16 protein-coding genes are annotated in these 16,194 nt (G+C 45.5%); 6 read left to right on the top strand and 10 right to left on the bottom strand.

Features of this window, described 5'->3' with window-relative positions; translation table 11 throughout:
• Window positions 1-10 precede the first annotated feature (10 nt).
• On the top strand, window positions 11-625 hold the full coding sequence (locus tag AAEO56_RS17725) for a hypothetical protein (protein ID WP_341698412.1): 615 nt from the start codon (window positions 11-13) through the stop codon (window positions 623-625).
• A 121-nt stretch (window positions 626-746) separates the two neighbouring features.
• Here AAEO56_RS17725 and AAEO56_RS17720 read toward each other — a convergent pair whose 3' ends face one another.
• The 4 genes from AAEO56_RS17720 to AAEO56_RS17705 form a co-directional block, all read right to left on the bottom strand.
• Window positions 747-1,070, bottom strand: coding sequence for an SUF system Fe-S cluster assembly protein (locus tag AAEO56_RS17720; RefSeq protein ID WP_341698411.1), 324 nt, complete (start codon window positions 1,068-1,070; stop codon window positions 747-749).
• 170 nt (window positions 1,071-1,240) lie between these two features.
• Window positions 1,241-1,660, bottom strand: a complete 420-nt coding sequence (locus tag AAEO56_RS17715; RefSeq protein WP_341698410.1) for a SufE family protein — start codon at window positions 1,658-1,660, stop codon at window positions 1,241-1,243.
• Window positions 1,661-1,670: 10 nt separating this feature from the next.
• On the bottom strand, window positions 1,671-2,108 hold the full coding sequence (locus AAEO56_RS17710; protein WP_341698409.1) for a hypothetical protein: 438 nt from the start codon (window positions 2,106-2,108) through the stop codon (window positions 1,671-1,673).
• Window positions 2,109-2,239: 131 nt separating this feature from the next.
• Complete coding sequence (locus tag AAEO56_RS17705) at window positions 2,240-3,454, bottom strand: aminotransferase class V-fold PLP-dependent enzyme (protein ID WP_341698408.1); 1,215 nt, start codon at window positions 3,452-3,454, stop codon at window positions 2,240-2,242.
• Between the two features lie 329 nt (window positions 3,455-3,783).
• Between AAEO56_RS17705 and AAEO56_RS17700 the strand changes: the two genes are divergently transcribed.
• The 4 genes from AAEO56_RS17700 (at window position 3,784) to AAEO56_RS17685 (ending at window position 7,729) form a co-directional block, all read left to right on the top strand.
• Window positions 3,784-4,671, top strand: a complete 888-nt coding sequence (locus AAEO56_RS17700) for a heme/hemin ABC transporter substrate-binding protein (protein WP_341698407.1) — start codon at window positions 3,784-3,786, stop codon at window positions 4,669-4,671.
• A gap of 193 nt (window positions 4,672-4,864) precedes the next feature.
• Window positions 4,865-5,899, top strand: coding sequence for a FecCD family ABC transporter permease (locus AAEO56_RS17695; protein ID WP_341698406.1), 1,035 nt, complete (start codon window positions 4,865-4,867; stop codon window positions 5,897-5,899).
• Window positions 5,900-5,903: 4 nt separating this feature from the next.
• Complete coding sequence (locus AAEO56_RS17690) at window positions 5,904-6,680, top strand: heme ABC transporter ATP-binding protein (RefSeq protein ID WP_341698405.1); 777 nt, start codon at window positions 5,904-5,906, stop codon at window positions 6,678-6,680.
• A gap of 11 nt (window positions 6,681-6,691) precedes the next feature.
• A complete protein-coding gene (locus AAEO56_RS17685; protein ID WP_341698404.1) occupies window positions 6,692-7,729 on the top strand; it encodes a hemin-degrading factor in 1,038 nt (345 codons plus the stop codon).
• Between the two features lie 256 nt (window positions 7,730-7,985).
• Here the strand turns inward: AAEO56_RS17685 and AAEO56_RS17680 are convergent, their stop codons facing one another.
• Complete coding sequence (locus AAEO56_RS17680) at window positions 7,986-8,684, bottom strand: DsbA family oxidoreductase (RefSeq protein WP_341698403.1); 699 nt, start codon at window positions 8,682-8,684, stop codon at window positions 7,986-7,988.
• A 156-nt stretch (window positions 8,685-8,840) separates the two neighbouring features.
• On the opposite strand from AAEO56_RS17680, the gene AAEO56_RS17675 reads away from it, so the two are divergent.
• The gene (locus AAEO56_RS17675; RefSeq protein ID WP_341698402.1) at window positions 8,841-9,932 is read left to right on the top strand and encodes a hypothetical protein; all 1,092 of its coding nucleotides are present in this window, start codon (window positions 8,841-8,843) and stop codon (window positions 9,930-9,932) included.
• 133 nt (window positions 9,933-10,065) lie between these two features.
• On the opposite strand, the gene AAEO56_RS17670 is transcribed toward AAEO56_RS17675, so the two are convergent.
• The 5 genes from AAEO56_RS17670 to AAEO56_RS17650 form a co-directional block, all read right to left on the bottom strand.
• Window positions 10,066-11,124, bottom strand: a complete 1,059-nt coding sequence (locus AAEO56_RS17670) for an HmuY family protein (protein ID WP_341698401.1) — start codon at window positions 11,122-11,124, stop codon at window positions 10,066-10,068.
• A gap of 12 nt (window positions 11,125-11,136) precedes the next feature.
• A complete protein-coding gene (locus tag AAEO56_RS17665; RefSeq protein WP_341698400.1) occupies window positions 11,137-13,296 on the bottom strand; it encodes a TonB-dependent receptor plug domain-containing protein in 2,160 nt (719 codons plus the stop codon).
• 127 nt (window positions 13,297-13,423) lie between these two features.
• Complete coding sequence (locus tag AAEO56_RS17660; RefSeq protein ID WP_341698399.1) at window positions 13,424-14,650, bottom strand: DUF6895 family protein; 1,227 nt, start codon at window positions 14,648-14,650, stop codon at window positions 13,424-13,426.
• A 71-nt stretch (window positions 14,651-14,721) separates the two neighbouring features.
• On the bottom strand, window positions 14,722-14,940 hold the full coding sequence (locus AAEO56_RS17655; RefSeq protein ID WP_341698398.1) for a hypothetical protein: 219 nt from the start codon (window positions 14,938-14,940) through the stop codon (window positions 14,722-14,724).
• 100 nt (window positions 14,941-15,040) lie between these two features.
• On the bottom strand, window positions 15,041-15,922 hold the full coding sequence (locus AAEO56_RS17650; protein WP_341698397.1) for a hypothetical protein: 882 nt from the start codon (window positions 15,920-15,922) through the stop codon (window positions 15,041-15,043).
• Between the last annotated feature and the right edge of the window lie 272 nt (window positions 15,923-16,194).

Here is a 16,194-nt window from a genome sequence, read left to right as displayed (position 1 = left end):
ATTTATCATTATGAAACAAATACTATTTTTTCTCCTTTCGCTTTTATTTTTTACGTCTTGCCAAAAGGCAGTTGAGAGTGAAGACAGCAATGACGTAGATGCCAGATTCAGTCAACTAAGAACGAATTATGCAAAATTATACATTGACGAACCCCCTTATGCGGCTGACACAGATGCGCTTACCGGGCCGGAGGCAGATTTAGAATATTCGCTGGATGACTCACTTATGCATAGCGATGCGCCATGGACATATTATGATTCAAAATATTCTGACACACTACATTATGGTATACAACAGCATATTGCCTGGATTATCCTATCACAAAAAGACCTGATAGGACTGGCGGGTTCCAATCCTTCCAATGCAACATACCAGGCTGTGCTTAAGAAGTATATAGACAACCTCGTGAAAAATAAATATTCAGGCTACTGTCTATTATACAGCGCTTTGGAAAAGGTAACCGATACGGCTTATCAAAAAGAAAAGGCTAAAGCAATTTTGGCGTATGGTAAAAATGACACTCTTTTTACAGGAAGCAAGGAAGATTTTCCTGAAGGCGTGCAGGAAGGATTACAAACCACCTATTCTTTTTTAAAACAATTAAAAGTAATGGCTGGTGAATAATAGAAATAACCGATTTCCTGAGATTTCAGGAAATCGGACTTTTATCTATGTAGGGTACGCATTTAATGCATCTCTACTATTACGTGTAATAACTAAAAACTGTGACTGCGATTGAAAAATCTTAAAGCATCCCCAGCTCCAGCTTGGCTTCTTCACTCATAAGGTCGCGGCTCCACGGCGGGTCGAAAGTGATCTCTACCTCAGCGGCTGTAACGCCTTCTATCTTTTTTATCTTCTCCTCTACTTCCAGCGGCAGGCTTTCGGCTACCGGGCAGTTGGGAGAGGTAAGCGTCATCAGGATCTTCACCTCGTTATCGGTGTTCACCATTACGTCATAAATAAGCCCAAGCTCATAAATGTCTACCGGTATTTCCGGGTCATATATGGTCTTTAGCATTTTTACTATCTCTTCGCCCAGTTGTGCGGTGTCTATTTCTTGTTCCATAGTGTTTTTATAGATTAACCACATAGGTACATAGCTTTCATAGGCTTTAAGTCAGGCCTTATAGACCACATAGGCTGAAGCTACGCTTCATCTGTGTGAGTTTATGAAGAAACTATTAAGTGATATGCCTATGTATCTATGTGATTAAATTGTTCTTTAAAATTAGTTTATTAGTTTTTGGCATTAAAGGCCAATGCATACATTTTAATTTGTTTTATCATCGATACCAATCCGTTGGCACGTGTAGGAGAAAGATGCTCTTTTAGCCCAATCTCGTCTATAAACGCGGTATCGGCTTCCAGAATAGCGGCCGGTGTCTGGTCAGAGAATACACGTATCAGTATCGCAATGATCCCCTTGGTTAGTATCGCATCACTGTCGGCAGTAAATACGATCTTGCCGTCCTGTTGTTCGCCATGCAGCCATACCTTGCTCTGGCAGCCTTTTATAATATTCTCCTCGGTCTTGTATCCTTCATCAATAAGCGGAAGCGTTTTGCCCAGGTCGATAACATACTGGTAGCGTTCGTCCCACTCATCAAACATTGAGAACTCATCTATTATCTCGTCCTGTATCTCCTTAATTTTCATTTATCCGTTTTTAGATTACAGTTATATTATCTATAATATCCTTGATAGCAGCCGGTGGGTTACCATGGTCGAAGGTTTGGGTTTGGTAGGTTTTCCCGTTCACCGTTATCTTCAGCGTTGCTCCCATCGCACCATCAAACTGGTGTTTTTTGCTTGGCGCTTCAATAGTGCCTAATTTTTCAAGGTCAACTTTTTCGGTTGCGTTAAGAAGGTCATCCCAGTCTTTATCATCAACAGGTTTCTTATAGGTAGTGATCTCGCCTCTTGAGTTTTCTTTCTGGGTAATAGAGTCTTTTGTAACCAGATAATTAACACTGCTTCCTCTTGTGATAGCACTGTATTCGAATGAAATATCTTTAGCCTGCCTCAACTGCGATGTGGATTTGGAAGTAGAGCAGCCTATGGCAACTGCTACGGTTAAAATCAGTATTGAAAGTGTTTTTTTCATTGTGTGTGTTTTGGCCTCACCCCCAACCCCTCTCCAAAGGAGAGGGGAGGAAGTACACTCTTGCCGATATGACCGGCCTGAATGCCTGAAGTATTTATTTTTATAAAATTACTAATTTATACTCACTATTATTATGAAAGCATCCTTTGCGCTTTTTTAACGGCTTCCGCCAAAGCGTCTATTTCTTCTTTGGTATTGTAAAAAGCGAACGATGCCCTTACGGTACCCGGAATTTTGAAAAACTCCATGACCGGTTGTGTACAATGATGGCCTGTACGCACCGCTATACCCATCTTGTCAACTATCGCGCCAATGTCGTATGGGTGGATACCTTTTATATTGAACGATATTACAGACGCCTTTTTGGCAGCGGTTCCCACAAATTGCATTCCATCGATTTCCGAAAGTTTTTGCACACCGTAGTCCAGCAATTCCTGCTCATACGCCGCAATGTTATCAAACCCTATTGCGGTAAGGTAGTCTATCGCTGTGCCGAGGACGATACCACCTGCTATGTGAGGCGTACCGGCTTCAAATTTATGGGGCAGGTCGGCATAGGTGGTTTTGGCAAAGGTCACCTCCTTTATCATCTCGCCTCCACCCTGGTAAGGAGGCAGCTTGTTTAGCCATTCTTCCTTGCCATATAAGATTCCTGTTCCTGTCGGCCCACAGGCTTTGTGCCCGGAAATAGCATAAAAATCGCAATCCAGTTCCTGCACATCCGGCCTCAGGTGGGGTGCGGCCTGGGCACCGTCTATCAGTACGGCTGCTCCTACAGCATGTGCTTTGTCAATAATATGCTTAACGGGGTTGATGGTCCCCAGCGAGTTCGAGATATGGTTCACCGCCACAATCTTCGTACGTTCCGAAAGCAGCCTTTCAAAGTCCTCGATGATCAGTTCTCCCTTTTCGTTCATGGGGATCACGACCAGTTTCCCGCCGGTGCGCTCGCAAAGCATTTGCCACGGCACTATGTTGCTGTGGTGCTCCATGGCCGAGATCATTACCTCATCACCTTCTTTTACGAATTTCGCAAAACCATTGGCAACCAAATTGATGCCGTGTGTAGTCCCTGCGGTGAAGAGTACTTCGAACGCATGTTTCGCGTTGATGTGCGTCTGGATCGTTTTGCGCGAAGCCTCATACGCGTCGGTAGCCAACTGGCTGAGGGTATGCACCCCGCGGTGGATGTTGGCATTGATGGTGCCATAATAGCTGCCTATCGCATTGATCACCTGCTGCGGCTTTTGCGATGTGGCGGCATTGTCAAAATAAACAAGGGGTTTTCCATTAACCTTTTGGCTCAGTATCGGGAAGTCGGCCCTTATTTTTTGTATGTCTAACATGGTATATCCTCCTTGATTAATGCTATGGTTACAGGCAATTATAATACCATAACCTTGTGCAATGCAAATTTACGGGATGTTTTTGTAATAACGGTTTTTTGGTTAAGATTTAAGTTTTTTTGGCTATACCACGAAGATGCGCAAAGATGCGCAAAGTGTCGCAAAGGTTAATAAATCTTATTGGGTCTGACTCTTTGTGTAGCTTGGTGCTCCTTTGCGCATCTTTGCGAAATAGCTTTCTAAGTTTTAACCCTTATTCTTTTTCATTCTAAATAAAAATAATAAATTTGCCGTAATTTAGAATAAATACAAACAACAGATTTATACCAATGAAAAAAATAAACCAATTGCTGGTCATGGCATTCATTATGCTGGCGACCGTTTCCTGCAAAAAAGAAGAAAAGACAACCGAAGAAACAACTGTAAAAACCGACAGCACCACCGTAGCAGCGGGCGCGCGCATCATATCGCTGAACGGGGCAGTAACCGAAGCCGTTGCGGCACTGGGCCATGAAAAAGAAATTGTGGGCAGGGATGTAACCTCCACGTATCCGGAAAGCGTTAAGACCTCTGCTAAAGACCTGGGCCATGTAAAACGCGGCATGTCCATCGAGGCGATCATGGAACTTAAGCCTACGCTCATTCTCGGTACAGAAGAAGACATTACACCGGAACTGAAGTCGAAAATAGAAGGATCAGGCATAAAGTGGGTGATCTTCAAACAGGAATTTACACCTGAAGGCGCTAAAAAGCTGATTGCTGATGTAGCCACAGCCCTTGACCACAAAGCCGACATCAAGCCGATACAGGACAAGATAGATACTGATCGCTCTGGTTTGGTTGCCTTCAAAAAAGCGCCAAAAGTTCTCTTTATTTATGCCCGTGGCGCCAACATGCTGATGGTGAGTGGCACAGGCACTCCTATCGAAAGCATGATACAACTGGCCGGCGGCGCAAATGCCGTGACTGACTTTGCCGACTTTAAGCCATTAACACCTGAAGCACTCATAAAAGGCAACCCCGATGTGATCCTGATGTTTGACAGCGGCGCCGAAAGCGTGAAAGGCATTGACGGCATCCTGAAAATACCGGGCGTTGACAAGACCAATGCCGGAAAAAATAAAAGAATCATCACTATGGACGGCGGTTTGCTTACCAACTTTGGCCCACGCACGGGCGAAGCAGCTAAAGCATTGAACCAACTGCTTGCTAAATAACTGTCCAAATTTTGCAGTGATTACTTTTCAACCACATAGGCACATAGCTTTTAGATGGCAGCTATAGGCTGTAGCTAAGTAACACAGAGCCTGAAGCTTCGCTTCACTATGTTCAACTCTATATTAGGATCAATGAAGAACTATAAACCCTATGTTACTATGTGGTCAAATACATTTCAGACTGTGATTAAGAATGCGAAATAAGCTCTTTTTATACCTGCTGCTCAGTTTCATACTGCTAATCACAATAGCGGTATGGTCACTGTACAGCGGGGTTTTTGTATTCGAAAAACATTCGTTCTTAGAAATATTCAACGGGATATTGGCCAACGATGGCAGCATCGATCCCTCCGAACGCTTTGTGCTGATGGATCTCCGTTTGCCGCGCATCGTTATGGGCATACTCATCGGGAGCGCGCTGGCCGTTTCGGGCACCTGCCTGCAGGGGATGTTCCGCAACCCACTGGCAACCCCCGACCTGCTGGGCATCACCGCCGGGGCATCGGTATTTGCGGCCATTACTATAGTTTTGGGCGGCTACATCAAACCGTACATTCCGGAGGTGCTGCACTACTCGCTATTGAGCATTATGGCATTCCTGGGCGCACTGCTTACCATGGTCACGGTGTATAAGCTATCTACACAGGGAGGGCGTACCAATATCGTCATGATGCTGCTTAGCGGCGTGGCCATCACGGCTATAGGGTTTGCCGTTATGGGGCTGCTTATCTTTTTCAGTAAAGACGAAGAGCTGCGCGACCTCACCTTCTGGAACCTTGGCAGCCTGGCGGGTGCTACATGGGCCAAGTGCGGCATACTGGCAGTTGTGGTTGGCGTGTCGTTTACCATGCTCCTCAACAAAGGCAAAGCGCTCAATGCCATGATGCTTGGCGAAACCGACGCACAGCACCTGGGCATCCCCGTTGAAAGGATAAAAAAACAAATTGTGGTACTCACCGCGCTCATGGTTGGCGCCTGCGTGGCGTTTGCCGGGACCATCAGCTTTATGGGACTCATAGTGCCGTATATATTACGACTGTTGTTTAAGAGTAAGTACAACATCATATTACCGCTCGCGGCGGTGTGGGGCAGCATACTGATGCTCACTGCCGATACCGTGAGCCGCACCATTGCCCCACCGAGCGAGATATCGGTAGGAGTGCTTACCGCCTTTATGGGCGCGCCTATATTCATGATCATCCTGTTACGCAACAGGAAACAAATGTAAACCCATGCTGCAAGCTGCCAACATATCCTACGCACACCGCAAGTTTAGTATACTTGAGGGCATCGACGTATCTGTCAATCCCGGGGAGCTGCTGGTGATAGTAGGCCCTAACGGTGCCGGCAAGAGTACCCTGCTTAGCGTACTGGCCAATGAATTAGCCAAAGGTGCCGACCCTGTACTCTTCAAAAAGAAAACCTTTAAGCAATGGGACGATAAGGAACTTGCGCATAATAAGGCCAAGTTCTCGCAAAGCAACACCAGTGATATTCCATTGTCTGTCAGCGATGTCGTGATGATGGGCCGCTACCCGTACTTTAACGCAACTCCCTCTAAAACGGATAACGAAGCCGTACAAACCGCCATGGAAGAAACCGATGTAGCTGCATTGCAGGGACGTGACTACAACTCGCTTTCAGGCGGAGAAAAACAGCGCGTGCACCTCGCGCGGGTGCTTTGCCAACTGGATAACGAGGTGTCTGAGAAGCTGGTTTTCCTTGATGAACCGCTCAATAACCTTGACGTACTGCACCAGCACCGCATACTGGATACCATAAAAAACTTTACCAAACGCGGCAACACCGCCATAATGGTACTGCACGACCTTAACCTTGCCGCGCAGTTTGCCGACAGGGTAATGCTCCTCAAAAAAGGAAAGATCGTGGCACACGATGTGCCCGGCAATGTATTTACCCGCGAGATCATCAGCAGGGTGTACAACTTTCCGTGTACGATATGCCCCAACCCCGTAAACCAGAACCCGTTAATAATATTTGGAATTTAAATACACATACTATGGATACCACCACAAACACACTGAAATCGCAGTGGGAGAGCCTGAAAGCCGAAAACCCGCACCTGAGGATACGCAATGCCGCCGAACAGCTTGGCGTTAGTGAAGCCGAACTTGTCGCTACGAGCGCAGGTGAAAACGTAACGCGCCTAAGGCCGGAGTTTGCCGCCATTCTTACGGAAGTGGAAAAACTCGGCAAAGTAATGGGCCTGACGCGCAACGATGAGTGCGTGCACGAGCGCAAAGGCGTATACCTCAACCCCGATTTCAGCAGCCCGTTTGCGGGATTGTTCGTGGGCGAGGATATCGACCTTCGTATATTCCTGATGCACTGGGACAAAGCTTTTGCCGTATCGGAAACCAGCGAACATGGCGACAGGAAAAGTCTCCAGTTCTTTGGGAAGGACGGCCTCGCGATACACAAGATCTACCTTACCAAAGACAGCAATGCAGAAGCTTTTGATGCTTTGGTAGCCCAATTTAAATCGGACAACCAAAGTCAGGACGAAACATCTGTGGAAGTGCCGCTTATCGTTGATGAGAAACCGGATGCGGATATTGACGTTGCAGGTTTCCGGGAAGCATGGAGCGGCCTCAGGGATACGCACGCGTTCTTCGGGATGATGAAGAAATTCGGCGTTACCCGCACGCAGGCGCTTCGCCTTGCGCCAAACGAGCATTTTGCTAAAAAAGTGGATAACGATACGGTGGTGAAAATGCTTGAAGGCGCGGCGGAGCAGAAGCTGCCTATCATGTGCTTTGTAGGCAACCGCGGCAACATCCAGATACACACCGGCCTGGTACGCAAGACCATGTGGCACAATGAGTGGTTCAACGTGATGGACCCCGACTTCAACCTGCACCTGGACACGAGTAAAATCGCGCAGACGTGGGTCGTACGCAAGCCTACGGAAGACGGTGAGGTGACCGCCATTGAGCTATTCAACGAAATGGGCGAGATCATCGTACAGTTTTTCGGCAAAAGGAAACCGGGCATCCCTGAACTGCAGGAGTGGAGGGAACTTGTTGCTTCGCTGTAATATAAAAGGTTATGTAATTCAGATAAGGCCGTTCCGAGAGGAGCGGCTTTTTTTCCTTACCCCCCAACCTCTTTCCCAGGGAGAGGGGGCAGCTTCACCCGGGCGATTACGGCGGAGTGAAGCTCATTCCCCTCCACCGGAGGGGTGGCTGGAAGCCGGGGTGGTTGCAGCAATTATTTTAACCACCCCGCCCTGCGGGCACCCCTCCGAAGGAGGGGAAGTGGGGACGTACCGGTAATGACTGCACATTTATTTGCTAACAAACCCCATCCACACCACAGCTGTCCCCTTCAACAACATCAAGGGGGGCATTGGCCTGTTGCCATTCGCCATACGATTTTTCCAATATGTCTAAAAACGCTTCGGCTTCCTGCGCGCCGCTAACGGCATATTTGCGGTTGAATACAAAAAATGGCACCCCGCGCACGCCGATGTTGCGGGCTTCCTGTATGTCCATCACCACATCCTGAAAGTAGGCCTCGCCACCCATGGCTTTGCCAAGCAGTTCGGTGTCCAGACCTACAGACCCGGCGATTTCGGTGAGTGTGGCGGCATCGTCAATGTTTTTGCCGTCGGTAAAGTAGGCTTTAAACAATGCCTCCTTGGCCTCGTTTTGCCTGCCGTGCTCTGCGGCAAAGTGCAGCATTCGGTGGGCGTTGAAACTGTTGGCGGGTATGGCCTTGTCCAGGTTGTATTCCAGGCCGGTATCTGCGGCCATTTTAGCTACGTGGTTATTGAGGTCTTTAGCTTCTTCTAAGGATATGCCTTTATGTTCGGCGAGGAACTCGTGGAGGTTTTTAGTGGGTTCGGTCACCATTTCGGGCGAAAGCAGGTAGCTTTTCCACTCAATCTCTACCTTCTCTTTTCCTTCAAACTTTTCGAGCGCCTGCTCAAAGCGGCGCTTTCCTATATAGCAGAACGGACACATAATGTCGCTCCATATCTCAATTTTCATGGTGTTGTAATTTTTGCAAAGGTATTTATAAAAAGAAAAGCTGTTGACGAAACAAGAATATTAAAAATACAGTAATTTTATCCTTTCGATATACAGAATTTAACATGATAAATTAAGTACCACTTATCCTGATTATAAACTCTAGCAAATTTATGTATGAAAAATAGTTTTAACGCAGATAGCATCTTATATTATCCAACTATCGAATTTCAAAATGAGACTTGGGTAAAGTCGACTTTATCATTTTGGGATAGAGTCTACCGCATAGTTCCAAATGGATACCATCCAAATGATTCTGAGGAGATTTATATTGCAAAGCAAGAAGGACTTATTGTTGATATTGATCTCACTTCTGAAGATTTAAAACGAACAGCTATTGAGTTTGAGAAATTTTGTGATGATGCGAGTTCAATACCCGCAGGACTTGATGCGAGTTTGTATGAAGTTAGGCTACATAGTGATAAAATTGATGAGAGGTTGAAGCCATTTTTTACGCAGTTTTCAAAATCAATCGATAGTGAAGGCTTTTATAAATTACCATCCAAGATTGCAAATGGGTATATGTTTTTTTTATCAGATGCTGTTTCTAAACGAAGAAATATCCCAAAGCTTACCGATAATCCAGATATGTTTACTGCAATGACATATTTTGATGTAGAAGGAAATATTGATCATTGGTATACTGATGATGAGGCTTCCGAAAGTTATTCTAATTTAGTAATAGAAAATTTAATCCCAGCAGACATTAGATCGCTATCTATCAAGGAGCTTATTAAAATAAATAGCGGGATGGCTGAATATAAAAAAGAGTTTAGAAAAAGTGTGTCAGATTTTAGTGAGAAAATCACTAAAATTGAAGATGCTGGGTTTGCATTACAAGAATTGAAAAACTTTAAGAATGAACTGACACAAATCAATGCAAATAAAAATGAGGTTTTAAGAACTTATGTAAAAGAACTACAATCATCATTACTTTACGTAGGATTACCGCTATTTACAACGAGTATGATTGGTTCAATCTATTCAACGCCACTCGATTTGTATTCTACAATGGTTCAAGTTAGTAAAGGTATTTTCTTAGGCGGTGTTGCATCATTGGGGAATGCGGCAAAAGATGTACGAAAGCGTTGGACAAGTTCACAATCTAATTACTATTTAGAACTAAAAAAGCATTTAACATCCCCAGATAATGCGCAAATTAGAATCACAAATATGAACGATCGGATGGAAGAATTTATTAACGACTAATTTTTGATAATTTTCTTCTCTTATTAATGTTAGGCGTTATCTGCTAAATATAGCTGCATCTCTACTCCCAAATATAAAAAATCCCGGAAGACAAAAGCCCCCCGGGATTCAAATAAAACAAAAACTGATGTACTTATTGCAGTAGCGCGTACTGGAACACGGGGAAGCCCCTGTGGCCGTCTGTGCTGAGCATGGATAGGAATTTAACTTTATAGTAGTTGCCGTCGCCGTCCTGCAATACAAAGAATACGTTGTTGTACACCTGCACCGGGAGTACGTTCCTCCAGTTGGCGCCTATCGCCCGCTGGTCGCTGCTGAAGTTGCCTGTATTGAGGCTTTGCAGCGTAAACGCTTCATAAGCGGCGCTGTCGCCCTGTACCGCCTGTGCCTTAACACCGGCCTTGGTATTGGTCACGATATAATCGGAAAAAAAATAGGCCCCAAACGATTCAGTGCCCTGGAACACTTCGTTGGTAAAGGTGGTAAAGTTCATGTCCCACTTGTCTTTTTGAGGCTCTGCCTGTACGGTGGCACCGGTTGTAAGGCTGAAGAACACATGGTTGTAGGCCGCATTTTTGGCAATGCTCACCGTTGTCGCCGTCGTCGCGTCAATGTTGGCATATTGTAGTTTGTACCCGCTGCCATCGCTCCAAATTTTCACTTTTTTCCAGCCACGCGGGTCACCGGCCACGTTGGATACGCCGGGATCTACCGTTGTGGTGGGTACCTGGCTGCCCAGGTTTACCAAATATACTTTGGCAGTAGCCTCACTTGAAGCGATGTTTCCAAAAGCGGTTTGCGAAAGGCTTCCGTTGGGATGGTCGATATAGGCCATGTTGCCGGCATCAAACGTCCCTACAGCCACGGTTTGATCCTCCTGCTGTACAAGGGTAATGTCGGTCGTTTCAAGCTGCTTTACGGCCATTTTAAGCGATCCGTTGAGGACTACCCTGAACTCGTCGCCGGAGTAGAACCCAAGGTCCCAGCTGTTGCGGGATACCTCAACGGCACTTTCCTCGCTAAGGTCGATATATACCTGGTTTTGCTGACTTGGTCCGCCCACATTAAGCGGGTGCTGGGCCGTACCGAATACCGTCCCTTCCGAGATCGGCTCGATAGGCGCCACGTTGGTATCTTCATCGCTGCACGCGAAGGCCAAAAAAGCCAGCGGAAGTAAGAATATCTTTTTCATAATAGTAAAGTATTAGAAGTTGAGATTATACGTAAGTTTCAAAAAGTACGAGCGCCCATAGGCCATCAGAATACTGGTGCTGCCCACGTCGTGCGTACCACCGGAGGCCACGTTCGACTGAATGTTCACTACGTCCAGCAAATTTCTTCCGCCCAGCACGGCATCGAGCTTTCCGCCGAAGAAGCTCTTTTTTACAGAGGCATCCATCAGCCCGAACGACTCTATTTCCTGCAGTACAAACTGCGACTGGCCGTTGACCGATGTCTCGATGAACTGCGGCTGCTTTCCGTTGATCTTATAATACACAGAGAAGGTGGTGTTCCACTTTGGCACTGTATAGGCTACGTTGGTATTGAACTGCATGGTGGTCAGGAACTTGTCATCCGACACCGCCGTACCCGAGCTGATCTTTTTCGATATGCCGAGGAACGCCACACCCGCCTTTACTTGCCAGTTGTAATATTCCAGCTGGTGGGTAGTGGCAATGTTGTACATTTTGTATTTATCGATGTTGATGTACTCGTACTTCCAGGAAGGTACTGTTTCCGTCAGCACCAGCTCAATGCGGTCATCTATGCCGATGTACGTCGCTGAGATGCTGTTCATCAGTCGCACATCATCGCTGAAGGATGTTGTCTTTTTAATGCTGGCCTCGTAGGAGTTGCCGGTTTCGGGCATCAGGTTTTCATTGCCCTGCACGTTGTGGTTGGAGTCTACAAAATAGGTGTACAGCTCATCGTAATTCGGCGTGCGGTACGACCTGCCGAAGGAAGCCCTTGCCTCGATATCATGGTCAAACAAATAGCGCAATCCCATGGAGGCTGACCACTGGTCGTCGAACTTCGACTGGAACGAGTAACGGAAGCCCGGACGGAAGGAAAACCTTTCGGTAACGCCGAATTCAGCCGCAGTAAACACGTCGTAGTTCTCCAGCCTTTGCTTGATGTTGCCCTCTCCTGCCCCACCGCCTACAAAAAGGCCCGATGCGGCGGCATTGTAGCCGTTGGTATTCACGAATTCATAGCCCACCTGCAGGTCGAAGCTTTTATCCTTAAAAAAGTTGCCTAAAGTACCTGTAGAATAGAGTATTTCGGTATCCTGGTAGGTCGCCTCGGTGTGGTTGGTTTCCTGCTCCGTCTGGATGTAGTAATTGAACTGCTCCAGGTCGCGGGTTTGCCTTTGGTGCGAAAGCGATACGTTGTAATCCAGCGTGCCCATCAGCTTGCCCACGGCATTAAGGTGGTGGTAAAACTTCTCAGTGTAAAACCTTCGGTCGCGCGAAAACAGCAGTATGCCCGTATCAGGAACTACCTGCCTTTCGACAATGGGATTATAGAAATCTATCTTTTCGTTGAAGTAGTCAAATTTATAGAACAGCCTGAAATTGTCCTTCTGGTAACGGATGAGGGCATTGCCAAAATACTGCTCTTTGGGCAACCAGCTAAAGCCGCGGTTGAGCCATGACGTTGCAGGGTCGTAGTCAGTGTAGTCACGTCCGCCCCTTGTATCTCTAAAGCCGGTAAAATCGTTGCGGTTGCCACCGATGGAAACGAACCAGTTATCGTTTATGGTGTGTGCGGCCCTCAGGGCCTGTATGTGGCGGCCTTGGTCATACAGCGGGGCATACTCATCGCCTATGGTCTCTTCCTGCGCTGTGGCGTTGATTTCCCACTTATTGCCGATGGCCTTTTTAGTGATAATATTGATGACCCCGCTAACGGCATTGGCTCCGTGCGTAACCCCCATGGAGCCTTCTATGATCTCAATATGGTCAATGTCGTCAAGGTTGATCTGGGTGAGGTCGATGTTATTGCCCAGGCCGGTATCGCTTACCAGCGGAATGTTGTCTACCAATATTTTAAGGTACTGGCCGTCCAGCCCAAACATCGACACGGTGGAGCGCCCTTCGCCGCTTTGCGGCTGTACCATGATATTGAGGTACTGGTTGAGTACATCGGCAAGGTTGTTGGCCGCCTGGCGCTGGATGTCCTCGCGGCTGATGACCTTAACGTTGAATACCGATTTTTTGATGGATTGCGGTTCGATCTGGCCGGTTACCACAACCTCCTGCAATTGTTCGGTTTTAATGGTATCAGTAACGGTTTCCTGCGCAGTGGAAAGGAAACCTGTAGTGAGAAGTATGAAGAGTAATGCTTTCGTCCCGTTTTGCATTCCGGCTTAACTTAGATTAATTCTAAATTGCAAAACTACACCCTCAAAATTTTATATGCAAATTATTTTTATTAATTCTAAATAAAGGTTAAGGTGTTTGGGATCAAAGATGAAATAAGCAATTCATTTAGTGGAGCATCGCTGTTTCCTTATTGCCACTAATAGTATTTAATGCCTCCAGGATGTGCTGTTTATATTGTTGTTTCAACAATTCTTTGTTTTCCTGACCAATATTTAAATACCCGAATTCTCTCTCCCATAAAATGTCTTTTTGGTTTCTTTTCAGGAAAATATCCAACATTTTAACCAGATAGCTGTCAAGAAAAGGATCCGTTCCTTCGTCATTCCTATAATTCAGATAATTATCAAGCCTTATATTCTTATCTTCAAAGTCCAGAATTACCTGCCAGGCTTTATATTCCCTGAAGGCCCTTATGTCGAATTCCGGATCTTGATGCAGTTGTTCGTTCTCCTCAGAATAAAAGATGCTTTTCTCATAGATGCCTTTTAATTTTAGGGAAAAAGCATCATTTACATTTATCAGTTTTTCAATCAGGCAGCACAAAATACCCAGTACTAAAAAGCTATGGTAAACCTGTTGGGTTATGCCTTTTTCATCCCAGCCGAACCGGATAAAATCATTTTTTATAAGGCAGTCCTGCGCTATCAGCACTATTTCCGGGTTAAGTCCGGTATAGCCCGAAAGGCTAAAATAGTTTATGCACAATTCCAGCAGAATATCAATATCATTTTCAAGGTAGCTTTTGATGATAAGGTTCTCTATCATGAACCTCATTCCTTCAACGTCCCTAATATTTTGCTTTCCTTCCATAAACCCGAAATCAAGCTTATAGAACAGTGCATGGGTGATACTATAGGTCAATTCCCTGTCAAGGTGCGACAGGTAAATGTTTTTATTCAGGATACAGGAATCCGGAATTACGACCTCTGCCTGAAGACCCAGCTTATATTTAAAAAATGACCATTCCATTTCCCTGTGCGGGAGGGCTTCGGGAGAAAAAAAGCCAAAGTCAGTAATGATATCAATATATTTTTCATACTTATCGATCTTCATTTGTTCTCTTATCGAAAGATATGGGGAAACCAAATGATAGGGCAGGTAAAAATTTTGAAATATGGTATCCGCAGACAGCGTATTCAATTCGTCGAAGATAAACCGGTTAATTTTTTCCAGCTCCCCTCCGCGTGTTATCCCATGTCCCAAGTTGCAGTATTCTGCCAGAACCGATAATTCTGTGAATTTTTTATATTGGTCCATGTGTATGTCCTTTTGTATCGAAAAAAAAGGCAGGTTTTCGGCCACTTCGTTTATAATTTTTTTGAGTAAATTCATGTTATTAGTAATAAGTAGGTTAAACATTTAAAATACAGGGGCTAAGAAATAGCCCCTGTATGTTTTAATGATCATGCTTTAGGCGTTGGTGTGGGAACCTTACCCTTACTTTCCTCATCGTCCCTGTAAATGAATTTACCTTTAACGATAAAGCACCATTTCGCCTGTACGCCATCAATTGATGTTCCGTCTAAAAACTTCGTCGCCTCCAGTAATTGTTTCAACGATACTCCTTCGTTCAGGATTTTTGATTTGATCAAAAGCTCCAGGCCATCTTGTTTTTCTAACATAATGAATAATTTAAAATTTACCTACTCTGTTCAGTTTTCGGCTTCCCTGTTTATTATCGTTTCCTTTATGGCGCACATTACAAACCGCGCTGCCGGACTTCTAATTCATAACCTCTGATTCCGTCATTATAATTTCAGTCTTCAATTCAACAGGCTTATCGGATTTCTTTATCCGTAAATTGCTGGTGCCAATTGAAAAATAAGCCGTCTGCCTCATTAACTGCCCACAGCATTTCACGTAATGAGTAACTTTGATGCAGCTGTTGTTGGGAGTGCCGCTGTAACTGATGCCGTATCCATTTACTATCCAAATAGGCGAACCCATATACGTTGTAAGGTTTCCTGCGGATGAGATATACCCGCCCCACACCCCGGTCGGGGTAAAGGAGCTGAACGGTATTGGAGCCTGCGGGCTGCAATTAGGGTACGTTCCGTTATACTGTATGCCCCACCAATGCTCCTGGCCCGGAGCCTGCATTAACGGATTTGTGGAAATGTTTATTAACCCATTTGGCTGTTGTGTAACCGTAATTAAAAAGTCGGGTTTGCAATTTGCCACAGCCACTATCGTAAACTGAAGCTGCGTACTCACAAACCTTTCCCTGCTGCACGACACCTGCCGTGTAAGCGTATATATCCCCGCCGCTGCATTTGGAGGAATTGTAAATGCGGTCGCTGTTTGTGTCGCACCCGGGATTGCCGGCGCTACCGTCCAAATCACTGTTGCCCCATCGCAGGCAGGGGAAGTAAATACAGTTCCTGAGCCGCATTTTACTTCTTTTGGCCCTGTAAGCAGCGGCGTTGGGAGGCTGTAAAATTCACCGCAGCAAAAACAGGACTTGTCGGTTACATTTGTTTTTGTTTCCAGCCTTACGCCTTTATTCGCTTCAACCTTAGTGGAACTCCCGGACGGCTTAACCTGGCCGGATGATGTATTTACACCTATCAGCATAAATACAACTGCATGCATTGCGTTTTTCATGATCGAATTATGTTTTTATTTACCTACTCTGTTCAGTTTTCGGCTTCGCTGTTTTTAATAAATGTGATCACAAAACCACTTTACAAAACTGCAAAATGCCCTGTAAACATACTATGGGCTATGGACTAGAAAAACTGCAGGTAAAGGGCTGAAAAAATTACCGTTATTCAACGGATAGTAAAAATAGTCAGACGGCCACACGAATGTCCCGGCATTAAATGGTCCTTTGTAACGAATTAAAAATTATATTTAACAACCAAAGCCTTACTATT

It is taken from the genome of Flavobacterium arundinis, assembly GCF_038289855.1.
Taxonomy (GTDB): domain Bacteria; phylum Bacteroidota; class Bacteroidia; order Flavobacteriales; family Flavobacteriaceae; genus Flavobacterium; species Flavobacterium arundinis.
Note: the sequence above shows the minus strand (reverse complement) of the source record. Positions and strands in the feature narration are given on the sequence as shown.

Bases quoted from the DNA above. Each gene is read 5' to 3' on its own strand.
- AAEO56_RS17725 (WP_341698412.1), top strand. From the start codon at position 11: ATGAAACAAATACTATTTTTTCTCCTTTCGCTTTTATTTTTTACGTCT.
- AAEO56_RS17720 (WP_341698411.1), bottom strand. From the start codon at position 1,070: ATGGAACAAGAAATAGACACCGCACAACTGGGCGAAGAGATAGTAAAA.
- AAEO56_RS17715 (WP_341698410.1), bottom strand. From the start codon at position 1,660: ATGAAAATTAAGGAGATACAGGACGAGATAATAGATGAGTTCTCAATG.
- AAEO56_RS17710 (WP_341698409.1), bottom strand. From the start codon at position 2,108: ATGAAAAAAACACTTTCAATACTGATTTTAACCGTAGCAGTTGCCATA.
- AAEO56_RS17705 (WP_341698408.1), bottom strand. From the start codon at position 3,454: ATGTTAGACATACAAAAAATAAGGGCCGACTTCCCGATACTGAGCCAA.
- AAEO56_RS17700 (WP_341698407.1), top strand. From the start codon at position 3,784: ATGAAAAAAATAAACCAATTGCTGGTCATGGCATTCATTATGCTGGCG.
- AAEO56_RS17695 (WP_341698406.1), top strand. From the start codon at position 4,865: ATGCGAAATAAGCTCTTTTTATACCTGCTGCTCAGTTTCATACTGCTA.
- AAEO56_RS17690 (WP_341698405.1), top strand. From the start codon at position 5,904: ATGCTGCAAGCTGCCAACATATCCTACGCACACCGCAAGTTTAGTATA.
- AAEO56_RS17685 (WP_341698404.1), top strand. From the start codon at position 6,692: ATGGATACCACCACAAACACACTGAAATCGCAGTGGGAGAGCCTGAAA.
- AAEO56_RS17680 (WP_341698403.1), bottom strand. From the start codon at position 8,684: ATGAAAATTGAGATATGGAGCGACATTATGTGTCCGTTCTGCTATATA.
- AAEO56_RS17675 (WP_341698402.1), top strand. From the start codon at position 8,841: ATGAAAAATAGTTTTAACGCAGATAGCATCTTATATTATCCAACTATC.
- AAEO56_RS17670 (WP_341698401.1), bottom strand. From the start codon at position 11,124: ATGAAAAAGATATTCTTACTTCCGCTGGCTTTTTTGGCCTTCGCGTGC.
- AAEO56_RS17665 (WP_341698400.1), bottom strand. From the start codon at position 13,296: ATGCAAAACGGGACGAAAGCATTACTCTTCATACTTCTCACTACAGGT.
- AAEO56_RS17660 (WP_341698399.1), bottom strand. From the start codon at position 14,650: ATGAATTTACTCAAAAAAATTATAAACGAAGTGGCCGAAAACCTGCCT.
- AAEO56_RS17655 (WP_341698398.1), bottom strand. From the start codon at position 14,940: ATGTTAGAAAAACAAGATGGCCTGGAGCTTTTGATCAAATCAAAAATC.
- AAEO56_RS17650 (WP_341698397.1), bottom strand. From the start codon at position 15,922: ATGAAAAACGCAATGCATGCAGTTGTATTTATGCTGATAGGTGTAAAT.